Below are 26,303 nucleotides of genomic sequence, written 5' to 3'. Positions count from 1 at the left end.
TCCGGAAGCGAGGGGGGTTTTTCCCGCGGTGACTAATCGCGTTCGATGACGGACACGCTCTTTCGTCCGCTCTCCATGCGGGAGACGGACGTCCCGAACCGAATCATGGTCTCGCCGATGTGCCAGTACTCTTCGACCGACGGCGTCGCCAACGACTGGCATCTCGTCCACCTCGGCAGTCGCGCCGTCGGCGGCGCGGGTATCGTGATGACCGAAGCGACGGCCGTCTCGCCCGAAGGGCGCATCTCGCCTCACGACCTCGGCATCTGGCGCGACGACCACGTCGAATCGCTCGAACGAGTCACCTCGTTCGTCGAGTCCATGGGGAGCGTCCCGGCGATTCAACTCGCCCACGCGGGCCGCAAGGCGAGCAAGTCCCGGCCGTGGGAGGGGAGCATCCCGGTCTCGCCCGCCGACGGCGGGTGGACGACCGTCGCGCCGAGTGCGATTCCGTGGCCCTACGAGGACGAACCACCGGAACTCCGCGAACTGACGACCGACGACATCGACGGCATCATCGAGGCGTTCCGTGCGGCCGCAGTGCGCGCACTCGACGCCGGATTCGAAATCGCCGAAGTCCACGCCGCACACGGCTATCTCCTTCACGAGTTCCTCTCACCGGTGACGAACCGCCGCGAGGACGACTACGGTGGCTCTTTCGAGAACCGGACGCGACTCGTCCGCGAAGTGACGGCGGCGGTCCGCGACGTGTGGCCGGACGACAAACCCGTGTTCGTCCGTATCTCGGCGACCGACTGGCTGGACGACCGCGACTCGTGGGACCTCGAACAGTCCGTCCGCCTCGCCGACGACCTCGACAGTCTCGGGGTTGACCTCGTGGACGTGAGCGCCGGCGGCATTCACCCGGACCAACAGATACCGAACACCGGTCCCGGCTATCAGGTACCGTACGCGGAGGTCATCGGCGACGAAACCGATGTTCGTGTCGGCGCAGTCGGCGGGATTCGAACGGCCCGCCACGCCGACGAAATCGTCGGCAACGGCCGTGCCGACCTCGCTATCGTCGGCCGCGAACACCTTCGTGACCCCTACTTTGCGCTCCACGCCGCAGAGGACCTCGATGCGGACGCCGAGTGGCCGCCGCAGTACAACAGAGCGGTTCCGCGTCGGTAGGGTTCGACGGCCGTCCCTCGAAGGCTTATCCCCGAGGCGACCCAACCGTGGGCTATGAGCGACCGACGACGGGACGACGATATCCTCGACCTGCTCGACGATCTCGGGGAGACGCTCGACGAACTCGGAACCGAGCTCCGCGACGAGCGCGAGCGACGCGGGGACGGACGCGACGACAGACGCGGCCGCCGCGACCGCTTCGAACCGCCGCGCCCGCCGACGTTCGGCGAGGTGATGCGGTTCACCGAGTCGTACACCATCCCGACCGTTATCGCCGTTCTCGAAGCGACGATTTCCTCGCTCGAACTTCTCCGCCGTCTCATGCGCCTTTCGGACCCCGGTCGAGCGATGGAAGACGCACGAAGCGAGACCGAAGCCCGAATGCGCGACGTGCCACGTAGCGCCGTCTCGGGCGTCGAGCGCGCCCTCGACGAACTTCGGAATGCGCTCTCTGAGGCGGACATGCCGTCGAATCCAGAAGCGCGAGACATCATGGACCGCGCCAGCTCTCTCACCGACGAACTCGACGCGCGAATCGCCGACGCACGGGACGAACGGACCGACCGCGAGCGACGCTGGCGCGAGGACGAGCGTCGATCCGAGTCGGGATGGCAACGACGCGCCGACCGCGATACCAGCGAGACGCGCGCCGACCGAGGCGGACGACGCGAGTCGGGCCAAATGCGTCGCACTCGACAGTCTGGGCCGGTCAGAATCGATGTCGAAGAGGCCTCAGGGACGGCGGTGGACGATGCGAGCGGGGAAACCCAAGACGCCGACAGCACGACGGTCGACGTTGACGCCGAACTGGAGTCGATAAAGCGCGATGTCAACGGGCCGGACGACGGCGACGGCGAGGAAGGCGACGACACCGACGGCGCGGAGCCGAGCGACCCCTGAGCGGTTTCCGGCAGAGACGTTACTCTCCACAGCTCGATTCCGAACACTGGCGAGTCACCGGACGACGATAGACGACGAATCGGATGTTCGAGAGAACGTGAGCGCGTGTCGAAGTTAGACCGGTTCGAACCGGTAGCCGTCCCACTCTTGACTTTCGTGCTCGCGGATACCCGCGTCGGGGTCGCGGAGTTCCTCGCAGTAGACTGGTTCGACTTCGTCGCCAATCTCGACTTCCTCGGTCGTGACCTGTCCGATAGCGCGGACCGGCTCGCCGTCAACGTCGAACTCGACGATGGCGAGCGTGTTGGGCTGTCGGACACCGGGCGGGGTCGCGGTCGAAGTCGTCCACGTCAGCACCGTCGCGGTGTACGCACTCAAATCGACAGTGCCGACCGGCTCTTCGCCGTCGGGACCGACCGGGTGGCCGGGGTAGGTGATGCTCCCGTCGGGGTAGCGGTTCGCTTCCATTGGGGGGTTTTCGTCGGACATTATCGGGACTCCATGATGGTCGTGGTCACGCAGTTGCCGAAACCGCCGACGTTGCATGCAAGCCCGACGTCGGCATCGACCTGCCGGTCGCCTGCGTCACCGATGAGCTGTTTGTAAATCTCGTACACCTGTGCGACGCCGGACGCGCCGAGCGGGTGGCCCTTCGATTTCAGGCCGCCGGAGGTGTTGATGGGTAGCTCGCCGTCGCGGTCCGTCACGCCTTCCTCGACGGCTTTCCAGCCTTCGCCTTTCTCGAAGAAGCCGAGGTCTTCGGACTGGAGGAATTCGAGGATCGTGAACATGTCGTGGAGTTCGGCCACGTCGATGTCGTCGGGTTCGAGGTCGGCCATCTCGTAAGCGATTTCGGAGGAGTTGACCACGCCGCCCATCGTGGTCGGGTCGGCGCGCTCGTGGACGACGTGGGTGTCCGTCGCACCGCCGATACCCGAGACGACGACGTACTCGTCCGTGTACTCGCGGGCGACCGATTCCGGACAGAAGACGAGCGCCGCGGAGCCATCGGTAATCGGACAGAAGTCGTAGAGTCGAAGCGGGTCGGCGACGATGGGCGAGTCGAGAACCGTTTCGAGGTCGACCTCCTTGCGGAACTGCGCGTGGGGGTTGTCGAGACCGTTTTTGTGGTTCTTGACGGCGACTCTCCCGAGCGACTCGCGGGGGGCGTCGTAGGTGTCGAGGTAGAGTCGTGCGGTGAGTCCCGCAAACGACGGGAGGGTCACGCCGTGTTTGTACTCCACCGGGTGGGTCAGAGACGCGATAACGTCCGTCGCCTCTGCCGTCGAGCGGTGAGTCATCTTCTCGCCGCCGACGAGCATCGTCATGTCGGACGCGCCGGAGGCGACAGACTGCCACGCGGCGTAGACGCCAGCGCCGCCGGACGAAGAGGTCTGGTCGATTCGAGCGGTGTAGGCGGGCATCGCCGCGAGGTCGTGCGCGAGCGCGTTCGGAACGCCCGTCTGTCCCTCGAACTCGCCGCTCGCCATGTTCGAGACGTAGAGGTGCTCGATTTCGTCGGGCGAGACCTCGGCGTCCGCGAGTGCGGCTTGGCCTGCCTCCGCGAGCAACTCACGAATCCACGCGTCTCGCTGGCCGAACTGGGTCATCGATGCACCGATGATCGCTACGCGGTCCATATACTCACACGTCGTTGCACCGTGATTTAAAACCGGTCCCTCCCCGGCGATGACGCCCCGCGAGCACATCTCAAACCGTTTATCACACGCACACCCGAACCACCGGCCATGGACACCGAACGCCTCGCACCGACGGTCGGAATCGTCGGGTCGATGCTCCTTGCGATTGCCGTCGCGGTGCCCGCCGTCACCGTCGAAGCCGCGGACGGACAGGTGGCCGCGTACTACGCTTCCGGCCCGGTCGGCATCTCCATCGTCGGCATGCTCGCACTGCTCGAAGTCATCGTCTTTCTCTCCGGAAAGCAAGCGCGGACCGACCCGGCAATGGCGTCGGGCCTCGGCGTCGTCCTGTCGCTTTCGATGCTCGGTCTCGCCACGCTGTGGTCGGTCTCTATCGACCCGACCGTGCTGTTCAGTTTCGAACAACAGTACACGTGGCTCACCTACCACCGGTGGGCGGTTCTCGGTGCGGCCGGCGTCACGTTCGTCGGCGGTGCTGGCTACGCCCGGAGCGTCCTGTAGCCAGAATTCACCCGCTTCGGACGCTCTTTTCTCGGTCTTCACTCGTCTCCCCGGTGTCTTGTGTCGCCGATGTCGCGGCGGCGGTGCCGCGACGCCGTTCGCCCTGAAGTCGCCTGCTTCGTTCGTGAGCCGAACCACCCCGACGGCGTCCGCCGGTTTTCTCTCCCGCGAGTCGAAAGGCCCTTAACAGTCGATGGATTATGAGGGAGTGGACTAGGTCGGGCAGTTAGGCCCTGCTCTTCACCCGCGAAATAGGTCTTTAGCGGGGACCGAACACGGGCGCGTCCGGTCAGACCGGCGCGGGCCCCGGAAGCCAACGTAGAAACCTCGTCCTTCGGGGACAGCGGTTCCACGTACCCCTTCCGCAGGGAAGGGTTTGCGTGGTTCATCGGTAGTACCCCGTCAGGCGCGGAAGCGAGCAGCGGACTGTCGGACGTGCGTCGCTCGGAGGATCGCGGGGTGGAGGAGGCAACCGGGATTCCCCACGTCGGAACGCCAGGCAACCTCGCTGTCCACCCATTCATACTTCATTTAGACGGCGAGCGACGGGTATTAGCGTCGGCCCGTTCCCACAAAACAGGACGTGACCTGAGAGCCGTCTGACTCGCGTCGTTTACGTCCGCGCGTTCGAGAAACGCTCGGCTTGCAACTCGTAGCCCGCAACGCCCGCCGCTGACGCACTAGACACTCACGTCAGGTTTCAGACCACGGTCATCGAACGTCTGTGTCAGCGACGTGCGTCGCTCGGCGATTCGTCACGCTTGGCTCGACTCGGCGTGTTGTGTCCGTAAAAAGCGTCCGCGCGGTGTCGCCTCGCAGTGCGCGTTACTGTTCGGGTTCGGTTTCGGTGGCGGTCTCTTCTTCGTCCGCCTCCGAATCGGTCTCTTCGTCCTCTGCGCCCTGTTTCAGCTCTTCTTCAAGCTCTTGCCGACCGCGGCGGAACTCGCCCATCGCTTGGCCGGACGACCGAGCGAGCTGTGGGAGTTTGTTCGCGCCGAATAACAGGACGACGATGAGCAGGACGATAAGTAGTTCTGGACCGCCCGGAAGACCGGGGAACAGTGGAATAGGGTTGAGCATTACGGTTACATATGGCCGGGGGGAAGATAAGGGAGACGGTCCGGTGTGCAGACGGTATCGAACCGCCCCTGTCGCCGTTTCCGGGTTCGAAGACGGTTACCGCCAACTGGTCCAACCGCCGTCAACGACGAGTGATTCGCCGGTGACGTACTTCGAAAGGTCGCTTGCGAGGAAGACGGCGACGCCCGCGACATCGTCCGGTTCGCCCTGCCGACCGAGCGGAATCATCTGTTCTAACTGCGCGGTTTGTTCGTCACTCGTCTCCATCTCTTCGGGCCCGATTTTCGTCTTAATCGCGCCGGGGTGGACTGCGTTCACCCGGATACCGTGCTCACCGAGACCGTGTGCTAACGAGTACGAAAGCGTCCGCACGGCTCCCTTCGAGGCGGTGTACGACGGGTAGCCGCCGTTTCCGAAGATGCCGTTGACGCTGGAGACGTTGATGATGCTTCCGCCGCTGGTTTCGACCATGCGCTTGGCGGCCGCCTGCGCGCCGAAGTAGACACCTTTCAGGTTGATGTCCATCATCTGCTGGAACTCGTCTTCCGTGACTTCGAGGAACTCCTCGGGCCGCCAGATGCCCGCGTTGTTGACCATCACATCGACGCCGCCGAACGCTTCCGCGGCGTCCATCGCGTCCTCGAACGCCGCCGGGTTGGTCACATCGAGTTCGACGTACGTCGCGGACGCGTCGGTCTCCGACTCGATCGTTTCGTGCGTCGGCCGACCGCCTTCTTTCGGTTCCTCGCGGATGTCGCAGACCACCACGTCTGCGCCCGCTTCCGCATACGCCAGTGAAATTCCTCGTCCGATGCCGGAACTCCCACCTGTGACGACCGCAACGTGGCCGTCGAGCAAGCTCATATCTCGAACACCTCAGTAGATAATTGTTGTAAAATTAGTTAAGAATGGGTGGTAATACGGAGAAAAGCCGTTGCTACGTGTGTGAACCGTCGGAAGAAGATGCACCGGCTGGGAATCGAACCCAGATAATTGGCTTGGAAGGCCAATGTCTTACCATTAGACCACCGGTGCGCTCGTTCGACCCTCACTCGCGCACCGGGACTCGGCCTCACTCTGTTCGGCCGAGATACCGGCGCGTCGAACCAGCGTCTATCCGTTCATTCTCGACGCCCCAATAAGGATGTTACTTTTTCGATTAGCTGTCGGTGTTGTCCAGTTTTTAGGCAGTATCGAGCCTCTCTGTGGCGCTGACGACAAATTCGAACTCCAGTTCGGTCTTGGTGTCGCCGCGCGTGACGACGACCGCCACGTCTTCGGTGTCCGGGATATCGACGACGGCTTCGCCATCGGCGTTCGTCGTGGCCGCGACCTCACCGTTGACGGTTACCGTCGCGTTTTCGACCGGCGTCCCGTTCTGTGTGGCGACGAGCGTCGCGGTCTCGTCGGGTGCAATCTCCCCACCGAAGTTTACGACGAGGTCGCTTTCGCTTTCGACGGTTGCGTTCGCGGTCGCGTTGTCACGACCGTTCTCGCGGGCGTTCGTTTGGTCACCGCGAACGTCTCCGTCTTCGTCGCGCTCGTCAGAAGCGTCGGTGTCGAGACGGCCTTCTCCGGCAGCTACGTCAGTGATAGGCACGTCTATCCCGGATTCGCTGACGACGGGTTTCAAGATGTACGTCCCGCTTTTGCCCGCTTTGAACGCGGTGATGTCGAACACGAAGTCCACCGAAGAGCCGCGTTCGACCTCGAAGTTCGAGTTGAGGTGGAGCTTCTCGCTCGGGAGTTTGACCGTCACCTGCTCGCCGGTCGTCAACGTCCCGTTGACCGTCCCCACGTGGACGAAGACCTTGGTGTAGTTGCCCTCGGGGACGTCGTACTCGCCGACGAGACTGGCGTTATCGCCTTGCAGTTCGGTTAGGTCTACGGTTACGTTGTCTACCTCGTAGGTAACCGTCTCGGCCGTTTCGTCTGCCGAGTCGCTCTCGTTGGCGTTCGCGTCACCGCTGGTCTCTCCTTCGACATCGGCTTCGACGGACGCGTCCACCGAAATCGACTCGTTCGATGCGTTCGCCTCCGCTTCGACCTCGACGCTCGTGTTTCCGGTCACGTTCACCGTCGCGTCGTCTTCGGCGGTGCGAGCGGCCGACTCGTTTTCGTCGACTCCGGCGTCACCGTCCGCGTCGGTGTCGCGGTCGGCACCGCCGCTTGCACGCACGAGCGTCACGCGTTCGATAGTGACGTTGAGGTGTTCGAAGTCGGCGATGGCGTTTCGCTCGTCGCTCACGTAGAACTTCATCGTCCCCGTCTGTTCGGTGCTACGTCCGTCGGTTGCCGTCGTCTCGGTCGTCCCAGTCGAATTCTCCGACTGCGACGCGTCGGTTAGCGACCCTGTGCCACCCGCACACCCGGCCAGCGCGACCATGAGTGCGAGCAGAACAGTCGCAAATACGGTACGGTTCATCGTGGAAGACCATACCGCTCGGGGGAACTTGAGAAGGGTACTTTTAGACCCCGGATTTCACCGAATTTCGCCGAATTACGGTGTCAGTCGTCGGCGTGCGACTGATTGAACTGTTTTGCCTTATCGAGGAGACCGGTCGAGATGCCGGGTACCTCCTCAAGAGTGACCTCGCCGTCCGCGCGAATCTCGTCGCGGTTCTTCGGGAACTCGCGGAGTTCCATGTGGATGGCAATGCCCGCCTGCGCACCCTTGCCCATGGCGACTGGAATTTGGTTGTGGCCGGGCGTGATGTCGCCCACCGCGAAGACCCCATCGACGCTGGTCCGGCCGTGGTCGTCAACCGGAACCGTGCCGTCGTCGTTGCGTTCGACACCGAGTTGCTCGAAGAGCGCAGTGTTGTACTCAGAGCCGTACATGGCGAAGCCGCCTTTGTACTCGCGGACCGTCCCGTCTTCGAACTCGAAGCTCTCTAACCACCCGTCGTCGCGCTTCGTCATGCCGGAAATCTCCTCGTCGATGATATCGACGGGGTGCGCGCGGACGAGTTCGTCCGTCTCGTCGGACCACGACGGCTCCTCGCCGCGGAGGAGAATATCGACCTCGTCGGTGAAATTGAGCATGATCATGGCGACGTAGGCCGCGGAGTCGGAGTGGCCCATGACGTACACCGACTCGTCAACGAACATGTAGGCGTCACAGTGAAGACAGTAATGCAGTCCCTTCCCGGTGCGGGGAAGCGGTGGGTCGGGGCGTTTGTCGTTGAAGCCGACGCCAAGGACGATGCGTTCGGCGACGAACTCACCCTCGTTGCCGACGAGACGGAATCGCCCGTCGTCGAGTTGCTCGGCGTCGGCCACGAAGTCGCGGTAGATGTCAGTGCCGTACTCTTCGAGTTGCTGACGCGCCGTTGCGAGGAACTCGTTTCCGGACTGGTCTTCTGTGACACCAATGACGTTGTGGGTGTCGAGCATCATCGCCGCGCGGCCGCCGCCACGGTCTACGAGCGCGGTGTCGTGACCGAGCCGCGTCGTGTAGAGGGCGCTTTGCAATCCCGCGGGGCCGCCGCCCACGACGACGACTTCGTACTCCTGCCGTCCGTCGGTATCGGTCATACACGTCGATTCGTCGGAATGGCCTTAAGACCACATCCCCTGTGCGCTCGCAGTATCCAGCCGTCATGCGGTATCATGGCACATTCAAAATGCCGGAGAAGTCGTTACAACCCACTGATGGTATTCCGAAATTCAGGGGCTTGCCCGGCTCACCGGCCGGTGACGACGGCGTAGCAGTTCCCGCTCGAAACCACCGATTCGACCACGGAAAGCTCGCTCGCGTCGAGGTCTGCGTCGAACTCGTCGGGACCGTAGATGTGGTAGAAACGTGGGACGGTTTCGCCGCCCGGAAGCGTCCAATCGACGGTCGTGTCGAAGCCGTCATCCCTGTCGAAGGTGTCGTGGGCGGTGCTCCACGCGCTGACGACCGCGCGGCCGCCGGCGCTGAGAACGCGAGCGAGTTCGTTCAGACTCCGGACTCGCGCCTCGCGGGGAGTGAGGTGATGCAGTGTGGCGACGTAGACGGCGATATCGAAGGCGTCGTCGGTAAACGGGAGTCGAGAAGCGTCGCCCTGTACCAGTCCGGCGTCGAACCCGCGGTCGCTCGCTCGGGCCGTCGCTTCGTCCAGTAGCCCGCGGCTCACGTCGAGTCCGACCACCTCGTCGGCGTGTGCCGAGAGGAGTTCGACGTGGCGGCCGTTTCCGCACCCGAGGTCGAGTGCGCGTGCGGCCGGACCGTCTGCCGTGGTCTCCGAGACGAACGACTCGACTTCGGGCCACGGGTACTCGCGGGTGGACGCGAAGTGCGACGCGATGCGGTCGTACGTCTCGCGGACCGCCGTCTGCGGGTCGGGGTCGTCCATGTCGGTCGGTCGTTGCGGCGGCACAAAGACCGCACGGGTCGGTCCGCCCGAACTGCTTCGCTCCGAACTGAATGGGCACCGGGCGCTCACCGAGTACTCACTGGGCCGTCGTCGAGTGTTCCCGATTACTCACTGGCTCGCCATCGAGGCTCTCGAACACTCACTGGGGCACCATCGAATGCTCCCTGGATTCTCAGTGAACCGTCGTCGGATGCTCAGATGACGAGGAAGACGACGTAGGTGAGCGTCAGGAGCAGTGCGGCGTGTTTGACGCCGTCCGCAACTTGGCCTTCACCTAGTTGGCCAGCGATGAGACCGGAACAGAGGCCCTGAATCGTCGTGACGTGGAAGAACAGGACCGTGTACGCGAGGGTCTTCACCTCACGAAGTCCGGAGAAGGTCCCCGTCGAGACGCCAGCGACCTCGCTGGACCCGACTGCACCGGTGCTCGCCTGTTCGACAGCCGGAATAAACGAGACCGTCAGGGCGACGACGATGCCGAGAAAGACGAAAAACGAGATGTAGATGACGAGGAGGTAGGTGAGCATCTCCTGTCTCCGTTCGCGGGCGAGGCGGCGACTGTCCTGTGCCTCGTTGGCGGCGATTCGAAGCACCGGTCCGAGGTCGCCGCTGGCGGTCATCGCGTTCGTGATGAGCGTGACCGCCCGCGAGACCATCGGACTCGTCGTCCGGCGGTCCATCCGGCGGAGGGCGGATTGTACGTCCGCTCCCCAGTCGATGTCGCGGACGGCGCGTTCGACCTCGTCGCTCAACGGCCCGAGGTCAGACCGCGACACCCGACGAAGGCTTTCGACGACCGTAAGACCCGCCTCGTTGACGCTCGCAAGCCGGTCGAGAAAGTCCGGCATGTTTCGCTCTATCGAGCGGATACGGCGCTTTTGAATCTCGTGGAACAGCGAGATGACGATGAGGACGACGATAGTCGCCTCCACGACGTGTTGGTCGATAGCGTTAGCCGCTTCGAGAAGCGACGGGTCCGTGGGAAACGTCGTCCGGAGCGCAACCCAGAGGAGACCGAGCGGGACCGTAACGACGAGCGTGAGCGAGGGTCGCCGACCGAGCGTTTCGAGCGGGCGGTCGAGCCACTGGCGGAGCCAGCTAAGGCGGTCGTAGGCGGCGAGTCGTTCGTGGTTTACCTGCCAGTTCCCCGCCATATCGCCACCGTCGGTGGCCGGTTGTGACGCCCCGGAGGATAGGTCCCCCTGCGCCGCGGCGTTCCCCGCCGCCTCCCTTTTCACGGTGACCGTCCCCCGAAGCGACTCGGTGATGCTGTCGATGTAGACGATGAAGCCGAAACTCGCCAGCGGAATCCCAAGGTAGCCGATGACTCGGATGGCAGTTAGCGTGTCCGTGAGGACAAGTCCGATGACGACGAGGACGGTGATGAGAAACAGCGGTCCCGCGACGAGGACGGTGACGTATATTTCCGCGAACGTCGAGAGGAGGTCGAGATACTGCTGTTGTTGGGCTTCGGCCTGCTCTTGAAACCGCTCGTACTGTTCGCGGAGAAACACCGAGAGGTTGCGGCCGCTTCCGAGGACGCTTGCGAGGTTCTCGGCGAACTCTTCGAGGCTCGGACTCGGCGTCCACGCTGACATCGACTGTAACGCGGTGATGACGTCGGTGCCGAACGCGTCCATGTCGCGGACGACGACACTGACTTCGCTGGCCGCTTCGCCGTAGATGGACTCGTTTCGCGCGAGCGTTTCGAGCACCTTCGGGAACGGCATTCCCGACCGCGACAGGGCGAAGGTAAACGCCACCGTCCGCGGGAGCGTCGCCTCGATTTCCGACGACCGGGTGCGCGCCGTTTCGACGAGGTAGTACCACCGGAGCCAGTAGACCCCGCGGGCGAGTATCGTGCCGAGGGTCGCACTGGAAAACAAGAGCGTGAGAAACAGGTCGCGCGCTGAGAGTTGCTGGATACTCGTGAGACCGCTCAAAAACTGCAACACGCCGGGGAGCATCGGCCGAATCGTCTCGGCCGAGATGGCGAGCAATTCAAACGCCCCCACGACGAGATAGACGCCGAAGATGCTTCCGGAGATGCCGAACACGCCCGCCATGAGAAGCGTCCGCGAGGCGTACACGCGGTGGGTCACACTCACGTGGGCCGCGTTGAGCCGTTTTTGTTGTTCTCTTCGTCGAGAACTCTCGTGTGCGACGTAAAAGCCGAACAGAGGGAGTGCAACCCGCGTCACGAGGAGACTCGCCCGTCTGCTTACCGGCGAGAGGAGCATCGGCAACACGAGGCAGAACGCGGCAACGAGCGGGAGCAAAGAGACGAGAAGACGCATCTCAGGCCCCGGAATTCGCGTCAACGATATTTTCGTCGGCTTCGACGCGCGCCATCACGTCGTCGGAATCGGCGTAGTACTCGTTGATGAGGGCGGTAAAGCGGCGGTAGTCCGAGACTCCTTTGTCGAGAAGATACTGAAGGAACTGCTTGCGTCGTCGGAGTTCGCGGCGGAGTTGCGTCCGCGACCAGCCGTTTTCGCGCTGAATCTCGTCCAACAGCGAGCTATCGTTTCGGTCGAAGGTGTCGTTTTCGGGGTCCCACGAGAAGGCCGACGAGTAGTCGAGTTCACCGGTCCGTTGGTCGATATCGCCGATTTCACCGATGGCCTGCGACCGACGGACGCGTTCGCCGCCGTGGCGGGTGAGCGTCTGAACGCAGAGGAGGTCGAGCGACTGCACCATCGCGCGCGGGACGTTGATCGGCTCGTTTTCGAGGCGGTTGATAACCGTCTCGATGCTGTCGGCGTGCATGGTCGAAAACGTCGTGTGTCCCGTGTTCATCGCCTGAAACAGCGTCACGGCCTCTTCGCCGCGGACCTCCCCGACGATGATGTATTCGGGGCGGTGGCGGAGCGCGGAGCGAAGCAGGTCGTACATCGTGATATCGGTCCCTTCGTGGAGGCGCTCGCGGGTGACAGACGACAGCCAGTTGTCGTGATACAACGCGAGTTCGCGGGTGTCCTCGATAGAGAGCACTTTCGACCGCGGCGGGACGAACATCGACACCGCGTTCATCGACGTGGTTTTCCCCGATGCGGTCCCGCCGGCGAAGATGAGGCTCTTGTTGTGTTCGATACAGAGCCAGAGATACGCCATTTGCTCGATTGAGAACGTCCCGTATTTCACGAGGTCGATTGGTGTGAACGGTTCTTCGGCGTACAGTCGGATGGTGAACGCCGACCCGCGCGGGGTGACTTCCTCGCCCAGCGCCAACTCCGCGCGAGCGCCGTTCGGAAGCGTCGTCCCGAGAACGGGGTCACCGACGCTGATGTGTTGGCCCGACCGCTGTGCGAGACGAACGACGAAGTTGTCCAGCTCGTCCTTGCCGAAGATGACGTTCGTGGAGATATCCGTGTACTCGTCGTGATAGACGAAAATCGGGAGGTCGTAGCCGTCACAGGATATGTCTTCGATGTGCGGGTCCTTCATCAGGGCGTCGAGCGGGCCGTACCCGTGGAAATCCCGCTGAAGGTAGTACAACAGCGTGTGAAACGACTCCATCCCGAGTTCTAACCCGTACTGTTCGAGAAGCGACTGTAACTCCTCGATGAGCACCGTCTCGGTGTTCGAGGAGGCGTCTCGGCGATACAAAAGCGGGTCGCGGATATCGGTTCGGACGCGTTCGAGTAGCGATGCTTCGAACTCGTCGAGGTCCGGTTCGACGGTGTGGTATCGGTGGGCGGTCGCGTCGGTGTCGTAGGTGACGACCACGTACGCGAACGGAGCGTTGACCCAGTAGCATTCGACTTCCCTGTGGCCGTCGGGGACATCGTACGTCCCGAGCGGGGTCTCGTCCGGGGTCAACGGTTGCACGTCGAGATTCGAGCCGCGGAGCATCTCCGCGGTCCGGCGAAGGATTCGACGGGTCTCGGACGCGGCGCTGTCGAACTCGCCGTCCCGAAGCAGTCGGAGTATCCCTCGGTCGGGTGGGGAGCCGGCCGGCGGTCTCACGTCTCTCGTAGATTCTCGTGCCATCGTCACCCGGTCAGTTGGTCGGATGGTAAGATTGGTCAGTACTTAAATGGTCCGCGAATCCAGAACGAATACTCCACACGACGCGGCGTCACGTCCGGTCAACCGTCAACAACACGCCGGCGAAGACGACCGCGATGACGACACCGAGCGGGAGCGGAATACCCGGAATACCCCGCGTTGCGAGCAGGTACGTCGAAATTCCGAGGACGACACCGATGAGACCGAGTAGGCCGCCGACGAGGCGAACCGGGTCGAGAGGACCAGACTCAACCTGCGCTTCGCGCAGGTAGTAGACGATAGAAAACAATAGCGCGGCCGCCATGAGTGCCGCGCCGACGACCCACGCCTGATAGGCGACAGCGACGGTCTGTCCCGACTGGAGTGCCATCGCCGAAAGCGGGTCGCGGACGGTGACGCCCTGCGAAATCCCCCACGCGTACTGGATTTCGACGAACGGGAATCTGACGTACAGAAGGCTCACGCCGGCGACGCTCGACGTGTACGTGACGTTCCACGGGAGGAGTGCACAGAGCCACGTCGAGACGACTGCCAGTGCGCCCGCGTGCTCGGACCGGACCCAAACCATGCCGTAATCGGCACAGGGAGACGGGTAAAAACTACCGACGGAACTCGTAAACTGGGGGTCGAAGGGGCGTCACGTTAATACGTAGCGCAGTACAACGGGAGGTACGGAATGCGGCGTGACTACTTCGAACTCGACGTACGTGACGTCGATTGGTACGAGGACAACGACGAGCCTCGCCAACCGACGGTCTCTATCGACTTCTACGGCCCTCCCGAAGAACTTCGAGCGCGCTTTACGGCCCCCGGTGGCGAGGTTCTCGCCGCCGAGGAGTTGGACGTCACCTTCCGACTCCAAAGCGCCATCGACGAACCCGATGCGCGGGGTGTCGTGAGCGTGACGGACCGACTGACCGGCGACTACGTGCTGGAACTCAATGCCCGCGCGGAGGACGTTCTCGAATTCATCGGTGCGGCCCGGGAGTACGGCCGAACCGCCGACGACATCAACGGGCGCTACCGCGTGGATGTGTCCATCGAAGGCGAGCACTTTGCGACCTTCGAGAAATCGACGTTCCTCGTCTACGACGGGGATGGGACCCTGCTTCGCGGCCAGAGTCTCATCCCATCGGGCGTCGAACTCTGAGTCGAATATCCGGACGATAATGGTTGTTCGTGTATAATTTCGGCCCGAACCACGTGTTCTTTATCGGCAGACGACCCAGAGCGTAGCGTGAGGAACGTAACCGACCGCACGAGAAACCCGTTCGACATGCGACCGTCGTGTGACCGGTTCGTCCCCGGATACGGCGACGCGAACGCCGATTTTCACGTCATCGGCGACCACCCCGGCGTCCACGGCGGCGTCGAAACCGGCGTCCCCTTTACCGGTGACGCGAACCTCGGCTTCCAGACGGCACTCGAAGCGGCGGGTCTCTTGGAGACGACGGGCGACGAACCGACAGTGAACCGAACGTTCTTTTCGTATCTCCACATGTGCGTGCCGGACGGGACCCCGACGGCCGCCGACTACACCGATATGGAGCGCTTTTTCGACGCGGAACTCCGCGCGATTGCGGCCCACGTATTGCTCCCGGTCGGTGCGGTGGCGACGAAACACGTCCTGGACAACTACACGTCAGTCGGCTGGAAGACGGACATCGACATGGAGGACCTCCACGGCACAGAACTCCGCGGCAGTGGCTTCCTCGTGATGCCTATCAAGGCTCCGGTGGAGTGGCACGACGACGACCACGACGACCTCGTGGCCGGTCTGTTGGAACTCCAATCGACCGACTTCCGGCGCGAATCCGACCTTGGTCGGTTCATGCCCGGAGCTGACCCGTATCTGGTCAGATAGCGCTTTTTTCGGCCGTATTCGACCGTAGCCGTTCGATTCTCTGAATTCTTCACGATTCTGCCGTTCGTTCGTCCAGTAAGAACCATTAGGGTTACTGTTTGTTCAGTAAATGGGGCTAAATGCATCACATAAGACCATATTTATCCAGTGGTTCTGGATGCCATGGTTCTAATTGGCGAGAACAAAGGACTTTTTACAACAAGCATCCAACGTGGTGTTGACGCGCGTGGTTCGATTCATTTCCGCCGGGCGCGTCAGGCAACTGTGAGACTGGTGCTCCTCGCAGTGGCTTGGTCAGTCCGGGGACTCGCGCTCGGCCGCGGTCCCCGCTCTTACTCCATTCCAGAGCGACAGCTCGGTGTCGCCGTTACTACCGTTGCGGTGTCGCACGGGCAACAGTCGAGTCACGAACACGGGTCGATGGTATCCACGCAGAGACTGCGGTCCGAAAGGCCAGAGCCGCTATTCGCATGCCGAGACCACTCCCCGTATGTCGAGACCGTGGTCGGCAATGTAGAGACCGCGTCGCATTCGGTCGGCAGTCGGCCGTGGTGGCGCTACCGGGACCGCGACGCAAACAGATAGCGGCCGGCGTCGATGACGAAGCCACCAGCGCCGACGAGTGGACAGACCACGAGTCCGACGAGGTCAACGGCGACGGGGCGACCGTATCCAAGCGCTCCTGCGGCGATAATCGCCGCCGGCACGACGGCGGCCACCGCGTAGAGCCACGTCGTCCACGTGTGACCGAACCGGGCGATGACGGCGAGAAGCGAGGTTGCGAGGAGAACTGATGCGACCGGCAAAACGAGCGTCGTCGGCGACGACGAAACTGCGACTTGGAGCGCGTCGGTGGTCGGAAGCGAGAGCGCCGACGACGCGAAAAGCGTCTGTGTCGGTGCCGACATCTCAATCGACGCGAGCGCCGACAGGAACGACGAACCGGGACCGACGAGATGCCAGCCGAACCCGCCGGCGTAGACCAGAAGCGAGAGGAGCGACAGCGCCCACCCGTACCAGAGCGGATTTCTCGACTCTCGTTTCGCCGCGGACGCGGATTGAGACGCCCTCGATTCGCGTTCGAACCGACCGGTCGTGCCGCCAGTTCCCGAGCCGCGGGCGCTCTGTGAGGTCCCGCGGGACGACGTCGTTGCCGACGACGCGCTCCGCGAGGACGAACTTCGAGATGAGGATGACCGCGAGGACGAAGTCCCCGAAGACGCGGACGAACGAGACGACGAACTTCGGGACGAAGCCGTCCGCGACGAGCGATTCGACGACCGTCGTCGTGACGACCGCCGAGACGACGATTCGGTGGCCTGAGACGACCGCGATGAAGACGACGACCGATCCGACCCGGAAGAGCGAGCCGACGACCGCCCGCTCGACTCGTCGTCGGTACCGTCTCCCGTCCCGGCCTGTCCAGGGAATTTGAACTTCGTCAGGCCGTCGAGTCGCGTTTCGACGTACTTTCCGTGGCCCATTCGGTCGTAGTCGGCGCGTTCGGTCTCGTCGGTGAGGATTTCGTAGGCCTTCCTGATTGCGGTGAACTGCGCCGGTGCTCGTTCGTCGTCGTTGACGTCGGGATGATATTCCCGTGCCTTCTGACGAAAGGCTTGCTTGATTTCACTCGTCTCGGCGTCGCGTTCGACCCCGAGAAGTTCGTAGAAGTCCACCGGCATTCGACGTGCGATTCGATGTAACGGCGGGTTTTGAATGTACCGGGCGACTCGGCCGACACCCGTGTGCGGTGTCCGACGTGAGAGAGGTAGTCGGGTCGCTTCGGAATAATCATGAACCTCGACGGCCAGGTGGCCGCATGGAACGAATTCGGCTCGGAAACACCGTCTTCGAAGGCCGGAACAACGCCTATCTCATCCCCGGCGACCGCCCGACACTCGTCGATGTCGGCGTCGCAACGGCGTCGGTTCGGCGGGACGTTCGAGGCGGTCTCGACGCGGTCGGGTACGAAATCGCGGACCTCGATGCAATCGTCCTCACGCACTGGCACGCAGACCACACCGGACTGGCGGGCGAACTACAAGCCGAAAGCGACGCATCGGTCTACGTCCACGCGGCCGACGCCGGTATCGTCTCCGGAGACCCGGATGCAGTCGCCGCGGAACGCGATATCCGCGAGCGCCGCTTCGAGGAGTGGGGGATTCCCGACGGCCCGCTCGACGAACTGACCTCGTTTCTCGACGGCCACGACGAACTCCAAGGCGAGCGCGTCGATGTCACGCCGGTCGAAGACGGCGACCGAATCACCGCAGGTGACGGCGAACTCGAAGTCGTCCACCTCCCCGGTCACGCCGCCGGCTTGAGCGCCTTCTCGTTCGACGCCTCCGACGGCCGCGAAGCGTTCGTCGGCGACGTGATTCTCCCGAAGTACACCCCGAACGTCGGCGGTGCGGACCTCCGCGTTGACCGCCCGCTCGAAACCTATCTCGACAGCCTCGCCCGCCTGGCCGACCGAGGGTTCGACCGCGTGTGGCCCGGCCACCGCGACCCAATCGACGACCCGGCGGCACGGGCGCGCGCGATCGCCGAACACCACCGCGACAGAACCCGGCGCGTCCTTTCGGTGCTCAACGAACACGGCCCGGCAGACGCGTGGACCGTGAGCGCCCACCTCTTCGGCGACCTCTCGAACATCCACATCCTCCACGGGCCGGGAGAGGCGTTCGCTCACCTCGACCACCTCGCCGCCGAGGGTGTCGTCGAACGCGACGGAACCGAGTACGCAACCACCGTCGATGACATCGACGTGGACGAACTCGTCCCTGTACCCGAGACGAAACGTTAAAACGCCGCTGGAGGGAACGGAGAGCCATGGAACTGCGGGTCATCGACAAGACCGACGAGGAACTCCGCATCGAAATCGGCGGCGAGGACCACACCTTCATGAACGTGCTGAAGGGTGAACTCCTCGAAACAGAAAGCGTCACGGCGGCAACCTACGACGTGAACCCCGAACAGTCCGGCGGGCAGACGGACCCGGTGCTCTCTATCAAGACCGAATCCGGCGTTGACCCCCTCGACGCCCTCGCCGAGGCCGCCCGCGGCGTACAGACCACCGCCGACGACATCACGTCGGCCTACGAAGCCGGTATCGACGCGTAATCTGCATCTGCGAACCTCTCGTTACGTTCTCGGCCGGCAAGTGATACTTCTCCTTTTTCGGCGACTCTCACCGACTCGCAGTTTTGCCTCCCCTTTACCCTCACAGCGCCGCGTCGTCGCTTAGTCGGCGTGACCGTGCCCGTGGGCGTTCGAGCCGTTTCCCCCATCTCCACCGGGTCCGTCGTAATCCATCTCACCGGCTTCGATGCGGGTCTGGAGCCAGTTTTCCACCGGCACGAGCGGGCACTCGTACCGGGGCGAGTACGCACAAAACGGGTTGTACGCGTAGTTGAAATCGACTATCCATCGGCCGTCGTCCGCTCTGTCGGCGGCGTCGAGGTCGAGATACCGACCGGCACCGTAGGTTTCGGTCGTGTTCGTCTCGTCGCGGAAGGGAACCCACAGACGGTCCTCGTCGGGAGTCGCGCGGTAGGCGTCGAGCGAGTACGTCTCCCCGTCGAGGTCGAACTCGAAGCGCCCCCAGACGAGGTAGTCGCGCTCTCCGTCTGTCGTGGTGCCAATGGTAATCGTCTCAGGGTCGTCGTACTCTTCGAGGGCGAGTTCGAACCGGAGGTCCGGGTCAGGGTCGAAGTACGCCAAGCCGTCGAACGCCTCGCGCTGGTCGGCTGGAATCGGCGAGTGTTGGTCCGTCGCCAAATAGCGGTCCTTCTGTTCGCGGTGCCGTCGGAGGGCCGAGAGCCAAGACTCGTCGTCACTCATAGCGGCCCGAAGTTCGTCGTCTGACGAGGTGAAGGTAGGTTCCGACTGCGTGAGAGGCGCACGACCGCGGCGGGCGAGTGGCGTGTCTGCGTAGGCGAACCGACCGCCGGCGTGGACGACCCGGCCGTCTATCGGTGTTTGCGACTCAGTCGTCGATCCGTGTGAGTGGGCCGGTCGTTAATCGGTATTGGCGACCCGGTCGGTTACAGCCGAACCGGCACGTCGCGGTCGTCGAGATACTGTTTGACGTCCTGAATCGAGTACTCGTCGAAGTGGAAAATAGAGGCCGCGAGACCGGCGTCGGCACCGGCGTCGGTGAAGACCTCGTACATGTCTTCGGGACCGCCGCACCCCGAAGAGGCGATGACGGGCGTCGAAACGTTGTCACAGACGGCTTTCGTCAGCGGGATATCGTAGCCGTCTTTCGTCCCGTCAGTGTCGATAGAGTTGATAAAGAGTTCGCCGGCACCGCGGGACTCGGCCTCGCGGGACCATTCGACGACATCGACGCCGGTTCCCTCGCGGCCGCCTTTGACGGTGCACTCGAACCAGCAGGACTCGCCATCGACTTCGGCGTAGTACTCGCCTGCCTCGTCGTAGCGGCGGCGGGCGTCAACCGAGATGACGATGCACTGGCTTCCGAACGAGCGTGCTCCCGCTTCGATGAGCGAGGGATTCTCCAGTGCCGCGGTGTTGATAGAGACTTTGTCGGCCCCGGCGCGGAGCGTCTCTTTGATGTCGTCGCGGGTGCGGATACCGCCGCCGACGGTCAGCGGGATGAATACCTCGTCTGCGACTTTCGAGACGGTGTCGAGCATCGTCTCGCGGCCGTCCGCGGAGGCCGTGATATCGAGGAAGACGAACTCGTCTGCGCCCGCCTCGTTGTACAGTTTGGCCATCTCGACCGGGTCGCCCGTGTACGTCAGGTCCTCGAAGTTGACCCCGGTGTAGACGGCCGGATTTCCGTCCTCGTCGAGGTCAACGTCGATACAGGGGATAATGCGCTTCGTGAGCATTCGCTACTGAACCGTTGGCGCAAGAGCCGTTTCACCGTTTCGACTACGGCAGACGCCGAAACAAAGCGCGATGTCTCCGATTGGACCACACGGTGTCCCGCGAGAACCGAACGCGCCGCGAACTGAGAGTTAATACGTCGGGCAGGGCGTTACTACGCCGTGCACGCTCCCGAGATATTCCACCTCCATTACCACGTTCCCGACGTGGATACCGCGGCGACGGCGCTCGAACTCCACGGAATCGACCCGGTCGCGCGGTTCGGCTCGGTCGATGGCGACTCGCGCGCGCTGTCGCCGGCCGACGCGGTCCCCGACGGCTTTCGACTCCGGTTGCAGACGAACCGCGGCGGCGCAGTGGACGTGACGCTGACGCCCGGGCCGCACGTCGCGTTCGACCACCTCGGCGTCGTCGTCGCCGACCTCCCGGCCGTCGTTTCGCGGGCGACAGAGCGCGGCTGGTCCGTGACGGAAAACGAACGTCGCACGTTTCTCGTCACACCGTGGGAGTTCCGAATCGAACTCCAGTCGGCCGACAGCGATGTCGTTTCGGAACTCGGGCCGGCTGACGACTGCCGGTTCGAGTCGGTTTCGCTCGTCGTCGCTGACGACATTCGTGAGGCGGTCGAAACCGGGATTCGGGCCGTCGTCGGCGAGGTTTCTACCCTTCGCGTTCGTTCCAGCCCGAATGCAGACCCCGCGGTTCGAGAGGCGACGCTAACCGGTCGGCGCGTCGAAGACCCGCACTTCGAGATGTCGTCGCTCGGCTCGGAACCGAGCGTGTGACGACCGGGCAGTGGGGGACTCGGTTCGCCACTGGTGAGAAATCCTCGCTCGCCGCCAGTGACGAACCTCAGCTTGCCGTGTGATTCACGAGGACGACGGTTAGGTGCGTTTTTGTACCGCGAACCCGTCGCGTCGCGTATGAGCGACGACCACCACGCGGGCGACCACGGCCACGACGACCACCACGCAGACGAGAGCGGACGAGTCACGTCTCCGATGCAGGAGTTCAGTATGGGACAGGTCACGACCGGCATCGTCGTCCTCGCCGTCGGCCTCGCCGTCACGTTCGGCCTGCCGCTCTTTCTCGCATAGGCCTACAACCGACGACGCTCTCCGGATATACTCGAACGCCCGTTTTTTAGGTCTCAGTTCTCTCTTCGATAGTCACCGCTATCGGTGCGAACGAGCCAAAAAAGCGAGCGGGGAGCGAGGTGCGTTGCGGGTGCGGCCGTCGCGGGAGTGAGTCAGTCCAGTTCGCGGGTGAGAACGTCGCGGAGGTCGGCGATGTCGCCCACACCGTAGGCGAGGTCGTCGTCGCCGACGGAGACAGAGAGCGTCGCATCGTCGGTCGTCGTCCCGAGTTCGATGACTGGCACGTCGCCCGCGAGGTCGCGCAGTGCGTCTTCGTCGGTCGTTTCGACGACGACACGGCCGGGCGTTTCGTCGAAGAACGAAACGAGGTCGTCGGCCGCGACGTCGGCACCCACTTCGTCGGTGACCATCTCGGCCAGCGCGACCGCGAGACCGCCGTGGCTCACGTCGTGAGCGGCGAGCGTCGAGTCGGCGGCGGCGACGCTTCGAATCGTTTCGACCGCCGTCGCGGCGTCTTCGGCGTCGGGAAGCGCCGGGAACGCGTCCGTGCCGCCTGCGTTTGCGAGGAACGTCGAGCCGCCGAGCGCGTCGCCCGCGGTGCCGACGACGAACAGGTCGCCCTCGCCCGTAAGCGATAGACCGGGCGACCGGCCGGCCGCTTCGCCGACCATTGCGAGCGTTGGCGTCGGCGGAATCGGCCCGGAGACGGAGTCGTTGTAGAGGGAGACGTTGCCGCCGACGACCGGCACCGAAAGCGCCCGGCACATGTCGGCGAGTCCGTCTACGATACCCTTGAAGCCGCCGTACACGCCGGGCTTTTCGGGGTTGCCGCCGTTCAGGCAATCGACGGTTGCGAGGGGCGTCGCGCCCTTCGTGGCGAGGTTGGTCGCGTTTTCGAGGGCAACCGCGCGGGCACCGTCGTAGGGGGCCGCATTCGTCCAGTTAGGGTCGGAACCGGCGGTAAACGCGAGTTTCGTGTCCGCTTCGGGGACGTCGAGGAGCGCGGCGTCGTCGCCGGGGCGGCGGACGGTCCGCAGGCCGACTTCGTGGTCGTACTGGCGGTAGACCCAGCGCTTCGAGGCCGTATTGGGGTCGGCGACGACCGCTTCGAACGCTTCGGCGAGGTCCGCGTCGGGGAGGTCGCGTTCGGCGGGTTCGGGGTCGGTCGCGGTGAGGTCGTTCATCGGCGCGCCCTCGGCGAGGAACTCCGGTGGCACGTCAACGACGGTCTCGCCGTCGAACGTACAGACGTAATTGCCCTCGGCGACATCGCCGATGACTTCGCTTCCGAGGTCGAACTTGTCGGCGATTTCCTGCACGCGCTCGACGTTCTCCGGCGCGACCTCGTAGCACATGCGCTCTTGGGACTCCGAGAGGAGAATCTCGAAGGCGTTCATGTCGGGTTCGCGCTGGTGGACCGCGTTCAGGTCGATTCGCGCGCCGAAGCCGCCCTTGGCGACGAGTTCGGAGGATGCACCACCGAGACCGGCGGCACCGAGGTCGCGGGCGGACTCGACGAGACCCTCGTCGATGAGCGCCTCGTTGCACTCGATGAGGAGTTTCTCCGTGTACGGGTCGCCGACCTGTACGGCCGGGCGGTCTTCGGTTTCGGCGTCTTCGGCGAGGTCTTCGCTGGCGAAGGACGCGCCGCCGAGACCGTCCCGGCCGGTCGAACTGCCGACGAGGACGAGTTTGTTCCCGGCTTTTTGTGCTTCGGCGGTGACGAGGCGGTCGGCCGAGAGCAGGCCGACGCAGGCGACGTTGACGAGGGGATTTCCTTCGTACTTCTCGTGGAAGGCGGTCGCGCCCGTGACCGTCGGGACGCCGATGGCGTTACCGTAGTCGGCGATGCCCTCGACGACGCCGTCGAGGAGATACCGCGAGTGCTCGCGGTCGAAATCACCGAAGTAGAGACAGTCGGCGAGGGCGATGGGATACGCGCCCATCGAGAGGGTGTCGCGGACGATGCCGCCGACGCCCGTGGCCGCGCCGTCGTAGGGGTCCACGTACGACGGGTGGTTGTGGCTCTCGATACCAAGCGTGATGTACGTGTCGTCGTCTACGGCGACGACTGCGGCGTCGTCACCGGGACCGATGACGACCTGCTCGCCGTCCGAGTCGAACGCCGACAAGAGCGGTCGGGACGACCGGTAGGCGCAGTGTTCACTCCAGAGGTTTTCGAAGAGTATCTCCTCGGCCGGCGTCGGGTCTCTACCGAGTTCGGCGACGACGAGGTCGCGGTCCGCGTCGGGAAGCGTCATTCATTGGTATGGTCAGAACGCACATTGTAAACCCTTTCTATATGCATGAATGTGCTCAAATAAGTCGGTCGCCGCGAATCGCCCGGCAACACCGTCACCGACGGGTTACGCGGGCGTGTACGGCGGCGACTCGGCGCGGATAATCTCTGTCAGTTCGTGCATCTCGTCTTCGAGAAGCACGAGCAGGTCGTCTGTCGTGACGATGCCGCTCAGCTTTCCGTCGTCCACGATTGGCGCGCGCCGGACGCCGTGTTCGTGAAGGAGCCGGAATAGCTCGTAGACGCCGGTATTGGCGTCCACGGTAAACGGTTTTTCAGTCATCACGTCTTTCGCCGTCGTTTCCGAGATATCGTCCCCTGAACCGACGCACTTGAGCGCGATGTCGCGGTCTGTGACGATACCCTCGATCGAATCGCCATCGGCGACGACGACGGAGCCGACCATCCGGTCTTCCATCATCTTCGCCAGTTCCTGAACTGACGTGTCTGGTGTCGCGGTCACTAGCTCGTCTTTCGGTCGGGCGATGTCTCGTACGGTCATAGTTCTCTCTCCGGTGGTCCACCACATTCGGCTCGCCACCATGTTAATAATTGTCATGCTCTGTATTATATCTATATTCGCACACGATTTCACGTTCGAACAGTAGGTCGCCGCACGCGGACCGTCTCGTAAGCCGAGTGCTCACGCGAGTCGAACTGTGCGTGGTGTACCATCCCCAATCACACCGGGACCGGGGCGCTTTTTTAGCCACCCTCGTTAGGAGACGTTGTGTTATCGGTCGAGTTGCACTCGCACTCGTCGCTTTCGTACGACGGACGAGACCCAATCGAGTACCTCCTCGAACAGGCGGTCGCGGTGGGCTTAGACGCCCTCGCCGTGACCGACCACGACGAAATCGACGCCAGTCTCGAAGCCGCCGACCTCGCGTCGGAGTACGGCCTCGTCGGAATCCCGGGTATGGAGGTTACGTGCGCCGCAGGGCACGTTCTCGCGCTCGGTGTCGAAGAGCTGATTCCAGCGGGGCTTTCGTACGATGAGACGCTCGACCGCATCCGCGACGCTGGCGGAATCGCGGTGATTCCCCATCCCTTCCAGAAGTCGCGCCACGGCGTAGCACCGCACATCACTCGGAACCAACTCGCCGCGGCCGACGCCATCGAAATCTACAACTCTCGACTGTTGACCGGTATTGCAAATCAGCGCGCGGAGCGATTCGCAAAGCGTCGGAACCTCCCGATGACCGCCGGAAGCGACGCCCACATCGCCGAGATGGTCGGCCAAGCCGTCACCGAAGTCGGCACCGACACGCGAACCGCCGACGCCATCCTCGACGCTATCACCGAGGGCCAAACGAGCGTCGTCGGCAGCAAGACCCCGTGGCGCATCTCGTTCCAGCAGGCCGCCGGTGGAGCGAAGCGCCGCGTGAAACACGCCCTCTCTGACCTGTTTTGATGCACGGCGCAGACACGTCGGTCGTTCACCGCGCACTCGCCGACCGCGACCCGCTTCCCGGAACCGCGGGGTTCGCCGGCGGCATCGACGACCGTCTGGTTCGTGACGTACTCGGACGCTATCCGCTCTTTTTTGAGCGCGACGACCCCGAAACGTGGTCGTTCGACCACCGCAACCTCACCGACCCAGTTTCGCTTCCGCCGGGGCACGCTCGCAGGTTGACAGGCGATTCCGCGGGCGACGACGAACGCGTCTGGACGCTCCCCGACCCACCCGTCGAACCGAACCGCGAGGATGCCCTCGAACGCGTCCGAACCGCCGTCGCCGAATCGGTTCGGTCGGTTGACGACGACGGCCTCGCAGTCGCGTTCTCCGGTGGCGTCGATTCCGCGGTCGTCGCCGCGGGCGTCCCGGACGCCCCGTGTTACGTCGCCGGATTCGAAGGTTCACACGACGTCGCCGCCGCCCGCGACGCCGCCGATGCGATGGGTCGAGACCTCCGCGTCGTCGAACTCTCTCACGAGGCCCTCGAACGCGCCGTCCCCGAACTCGTCGATGCGCTCGGGCGGACGAACCCGATGGACATCCAAATCGTCCTGCCGCTGTACCTGCTCGCGGAACGGGTCGCCGCCGACGGCTACGACCGCCTCGCGGTCGGACAGGGTGCAGACGAACTGTTCGGCGGCTACGCCAAGGTCGCCAAGGCACCGGACGACCCCCGCGTCGCGGCCGAGACGGTTCGCGGCGCGGCCCGCGAGATGATTCAGACTCTCCCCGACCAACTCGAACGCGACGTGCTCGCACTTCGCGCGGCGGGCGTCGAGCCGGTTTGCCCGCTTCTCCACGACCGTGTCGTCGAAACCGCACTCCCGCTTCCAGACGACTTACTCGTAGACGGCGACCGTCGGAAGGTCGCCCTCCGAGCGGCCGCGAGCGGTCTCGTCCCGTCGTCGGTCGCCGAGGCTGACAAGAAGGCGGTGCAGTACGGCACCTACGCGTCCAGAGAACTCGACCGCCTCGCCCGGCAGGCGGGGTTCAAACGCCGGATGGACAATCACGTCGAAAAATACGTGCGGTCGCTGTTGGAGTGAGGCGGCTGATGCGACCCGAGACGGGCCGACAGA

At 63.8% G+C, this 26,303-nt stretch carries 26 protein-coding genes, 1 tRNA gene and 1 other RNA gene; 12 read left to right on the top strand and 16 right to left on the bottom strand.

Annotated elements, in window-relative coordinates:
- The first annotated feature begins 45 nt into the window (after positions 1-45).
- Together C440_RS14420 and C440_RS14415 are read left to right on the top strand one after the other, a co-directional pair.
- On the top strand, positions 46-1,134 hold the full coding sequence (locus C440_RS14420) for an NADH:flavin oxidoreductase/NADH oxidase (protein WP_008321319.1): 1,089 nt from the start codon (positions 46-48) through the stop codon (positions 1,132-1,134).
- A 54-nt stretch (positions 1,135-1,188) separates the two neighbouring features.
- The gene (locus C440_RS14415; protein WP_008321318.1) at positions 1,189-2,034 is read left to right on the top strand and encodes a DUF7547 family protein; all 846 of its coding nucleotides are present in this window, start codon (positions 1,189-1,191) and stop codon (positions 2,032-2,034) included.
- Positions 2,035-2,148: 114 nt separating this feature from the next.
- Here the strand turns inward: C440_RS14415 and C440_RS14410 are convergent, their stop codons facing one another.
- Together C440_RS14410 and C440_RS14405 are read right to left on the bottom strand one after the other, a co-directional pair.
- Positions 2,149-2,523, bottom strand: coding sequence for an OB-fold domain-containing protein (locus C440_RS14410; RefSeq protein ID WP_008321316.1), 375 nt, complete (start codon positions 2,521-2,523; stop codon positions 2,149-2,151).
- Positions 2,523-3,674, bottom strand: a complete 1,152-nt coding sequence (locus tag C440_RS14405; protein ID WP_008321315.1) for a thiolase family protein — start codon at positions 3,672-3,674, stop codon at positions 2,523-2,525. The genes C440_RS14410 and C440_RS14405 overlap by 1 nt, the downstream gene beginning before the upstream one ends.
- Before the next feature lie 108 nt (positions 3,675-3,782).
- On the opposite strand from C440_RS14405, the gene C440_RS14400 reads away from it, so the two are divergent.
- Both C440_RS14400 and ffs read left to right on the top strand, forming a co-directional pair.
- Positions 3,783-4,196, top strand: coding sequence for a DUF7548 family protein (locus C440_RS14400; RefSeq protein ID WP_008321314.1), 414 nt, complete (start codon positions 3,783-3,785; stop codon positions 4,194-4,196).
- 206 nt (positions 4,197-4,402) lie between these two features.
- An RNA gene (gene ffs / locus C440_RS17180) (signal recognition particle sRNA) lies at positions 4,403-4,714 on the top strand.
- A gap of 307 nt (positions 4,715-5,021) precedes the next feature.
- Here ffs and C440_RS14395 read toward each other — a convergent pair.
- The 9 genes from C440_RS14395 to C440_RS14355 form a co-directional block, all read right to left on the bottom strand.
- The gene (locus tag C440_RS14395) at positions 5,022-5,276 is read right to left on the bottom strand and encodes a Sec-independent protein translocase subunit TatA/TatB (RefSeq protein WP_008321313.1); all 255 of its coding nucleotides are present in this window, start codon (positions 5,274-5,276) and stop codon (positions 5,022-5,024) included.
- Between the two features lie 96 nt (positions 5,277-5,372).
- Positions 5,373-6,140 (bottom strand): SDR family oxidoreductase, encoded by a 768-nt coding sequence (locus C440_RS14390; RefSeq protein WP_008321312.1) that lies wholly within the window; start codon positions 6,138-6,140, stop codon positions 5,373-5,375.
- Between the two features lie 100 nt (positions 6,141-6,240).
- Positions 6,241-6,311 (bottom strand) — tRNA-Gly (locus C440_RS14385).
- Positions 6,312-6,459: 148 nt separating this feature from the next.
- Positions 6,460-7,701, bottom strand: a complete 1,242-nt coding sequence (locus C440_RS14380; protein WP_008321311.1) for a DUF4382 domain-containing protein — start codon at positions 7,699-7,701, stop codon at positions 6,460-6,462.
- Positions 7,702-7,784: 83 nt separating this feature from the next.
- Positions 7,785-8,813, bottom strand: a complete 1,029-nt coding sequence (locus C440_RS14375) for an NAD(P)/FAD-dependent oxidoreductase (RefSeq protein WP_008321310.1) — start codon at positions 8,811-8,813, stop codon at positions 7,785-7,787.
- A gap of 149 nt (positions 8,814-8,962) precedes the next feature.
- Positions 8,963-9,616: a class I SAM-dependent methyltransferase gene (locus C440_RS14370; RefSeq protein WP_008321309.1), complete on the bottom strand. Its 654-nt coding sequence runs from the start codon at positions 9,614-9,616 to the stop codon at positions 8,963-8,965.
- Positions 9,617-9,831: 215 nt separating this feature from the next.
- The gene (locus tag C440_RS14365; protein ID WP_008321308.1) at positions 9,832-11,934 is read right to left on the bottom strand and encodes a type II secretion system F family protein; all 2,103 of its coding nucleotides are present in this window, start codon (positions 11,932-11,934) and stop codon (positions 9,832-9,834) included.
- 1 nt (position 11,935) lies between these two features.
- Complete coding sequence (locus C440_RS14360) at positions 11,936-13,630, bottom strand: type II/IV secretion system ATPase subunit (protein ID WP_008321307.1); 1,695 nt, start codon at positions 13,628-13,630, stop codon at positions 11,936-11,938.
- 88 nt (positions 13,631-13,718) lie between these two features.
- Positions 13,719-14,216: a DUF7549 family protein gene (locus C440_RS14355; RefSeq protein WP_008321306.1), complete on the bottom strand. Its 498-nt coding sequence runs from the start codon at positions 14,214-14,216 to the stop codon at positions 13,719-13,721.
- A gap of 108 nt (positions 14,217-14,324) precedes the next feature.
- Here C440_RS14355 and C440_RS14350 point away from each other — a divergent pair, with 108 nt between their 5' ends.
- Together C440_RS14350 and C440_RS14345 are read left to right on the top strand one after the other, a co-directional pair.
- A complete protein-coding gene (locus C440_RS14350; protein WP_008321305.1) occupies positions 14,325-14,798 on the top strand; it encodes a DUF5793 family protein in 474 nt (157 codons plus the stop codon).
- A gap of 87 nt (positions 14,799-14,885) precedes the next feature.
- A complete protein-coding gene (locus C440_RS14345) occupies positions 14,886-15,512 on the top strand; it encodes a uracil-DNA glycosylase family protein (RefSeq protein WP_008321304.1) in 627 nt (208 codons plus the stop codon).
- Positions 15,513-16,069: 557 nt separating this feature from the next.
- On the opposite strand, the gene C440_RS14340 is transcribed toward C440_RS14345, so the two are convergent.
- A complete protein-coding gene (locus tag C440_RS14340; protein WP_008321303.1) occupies positions 16,070-17,194 on the bottom strand; it encodes a DnaJ domain-containing protein in 1,125 nt (374 codons plus the stop codon).
- 137 nt (positions 17,195-17,331) lie between these two features.
- Between C440_RS14340 and C440_RS14335 the strand changes: the two genes are divergently transcribed.
- On the top strand, positions 17,332-18,318 hold the full coding sequence (locus tag C440_RS14335; RefSeq protein WP_008321302.1) for an MBL fold metallo-hydrolase: 987 nt from the start codon (positions 17,332-17,334) through the stop codon (positions 18,316-18,318).
- A gap of 26 nt (positions 18,319-18,344) precedes the next feature.
- A complete protein-coding gene (locus C440_RS14330; protein WP_008321301.1) occupies positions 18,345-18,635 on the top strand; it encodes a DNA-directed RNA polymerase subunit L in 291 nt (96 codons plus the stop codon).
- Between the two features lie 120 nt (positions 18,636-18,755).
- Here C440_RS14330 and C440_RS14325 read toward each other — a convergent pair whose 3' ends face one another.
- Together C440_RS14325 and hisF are read right to left on the bottom strand one after the other, a co-directional pair.
- The gene (locus C440_RS14325) at positions 18,756-19,355 is read right to left on the bottom strand and encodes a DUF1684 domain-containing protein (RefSeq protein ID WP_008321300.1); all 600 of its coding nucleotides are present in this window, start codon (positions 19,353-19,355) and stop codon (positions 18,756-18,758) included.
- 203 nt (positions 19,356-19,558) lie between these two features.
- Positions 19,559-20,371, bottom strand: a complete 813-nt coding sequence (gene hisF / locus C440_RS14320) for an imidazole glycerol phosphate synthase subunit HisF (protein WP_008321299.1) — start codon at positions 20,369-20,371, stop codon at positions 19,559-19,561.
- 159 nt (positions 20,372-20,530) lie between these two features.
- Here hisF and C440_RS14315 point away from each other — a divergent pair, with 159 nt between their 5' ends.
- Entirely contained in the window at positions 20,531-21,154 is a 624-nt protein-coding gene (locus tag C440_RS14315; protein WP_008321298.1) for a hypothetical protein, read from the top strand.
- 138 nt (positions 21,155-21,292) lie between these two features.
- Entirely contained in the window at positions 21,293-21,466 is a 174-nt protein-coding gene (locus C440_RS17850; RefSeq protein WP_169317798.1) for a DUF7550 family protein, read from the top strand.
- Between the two features lie 152 nt (positions 21,467-21,618).
- Here the strand turns inward: C440_RS17850 and purL are convergent, their stop codons facing one another.
- Together purL and C440_RS14305 are read right to left on the bottom strand one after the other, a co-directional pair.
- Positions 21,619-23,727 (bottom strand): phosphoribosylformylglycinamidine synthase subunit PurL, encoded by a 2,109-nt coding sequence (gene purL / locus C440_RS14310; RefSeq protein WP_008321296.1) that lies wholly within the window; start codon positions 23,725-23,727, stop codon positions 21,619-21,621.
- A gap of 105 nt (positions 23,728-23,832) precedes the next feature.
- Positions 23,833-24,267, bottom strand: a complete 435-nt coding sequence (locus C440_RS14305) for a CBS domain-containing protein (protein ID WP_049915962.1) — start codon at positions 24,265-24,267, stop codon at positions 23,833-23,835.
- A 228-nt stretch (positions 24,268-24,495) separates the two neighbouring features.
- Between C440_RS14305 and C440_RS14300 the strand changes: the two genes are divergently transcribed.
- On the top strand, positions 24,496-25,179 hold the full coding sequence (locus tag C440_RS14300) for a PHP domain-containing protein (protein ID WP_008321294.1): 684 nt from the start codon (positions 24,496-24,498) through the stop codon (positions 25,177-25,179).
- A complete protein-coding gene (locus C440_RS14295; protein WP_008321293.1) occupies positions 25,179-26,270 on the top strand; it encodes an asparagine synthetase B family protein in 1,092 nt (363 codons plus the stop codon). Before C440_RS14300 ends, C440_RS14295 begins: the two co-directional genes overlap by 1 nt.
- Positions 26,271-26,303: the final 33 nt, after the last annotated feature.

Origin of the sequence: Haloferax mucosum ATCC BAA-1512, from assembly GCF_000337815.1 — an archaeon.
Classification (GTDB): Archaea; Halobacteriota; Halobacteria; order Halobacteriales; family Haloferacaceae; genus Haloferax; species Haloferax mucosum.
This window is presented reverse-complemented; position numbering and strand designations above follow the sequence as displayed.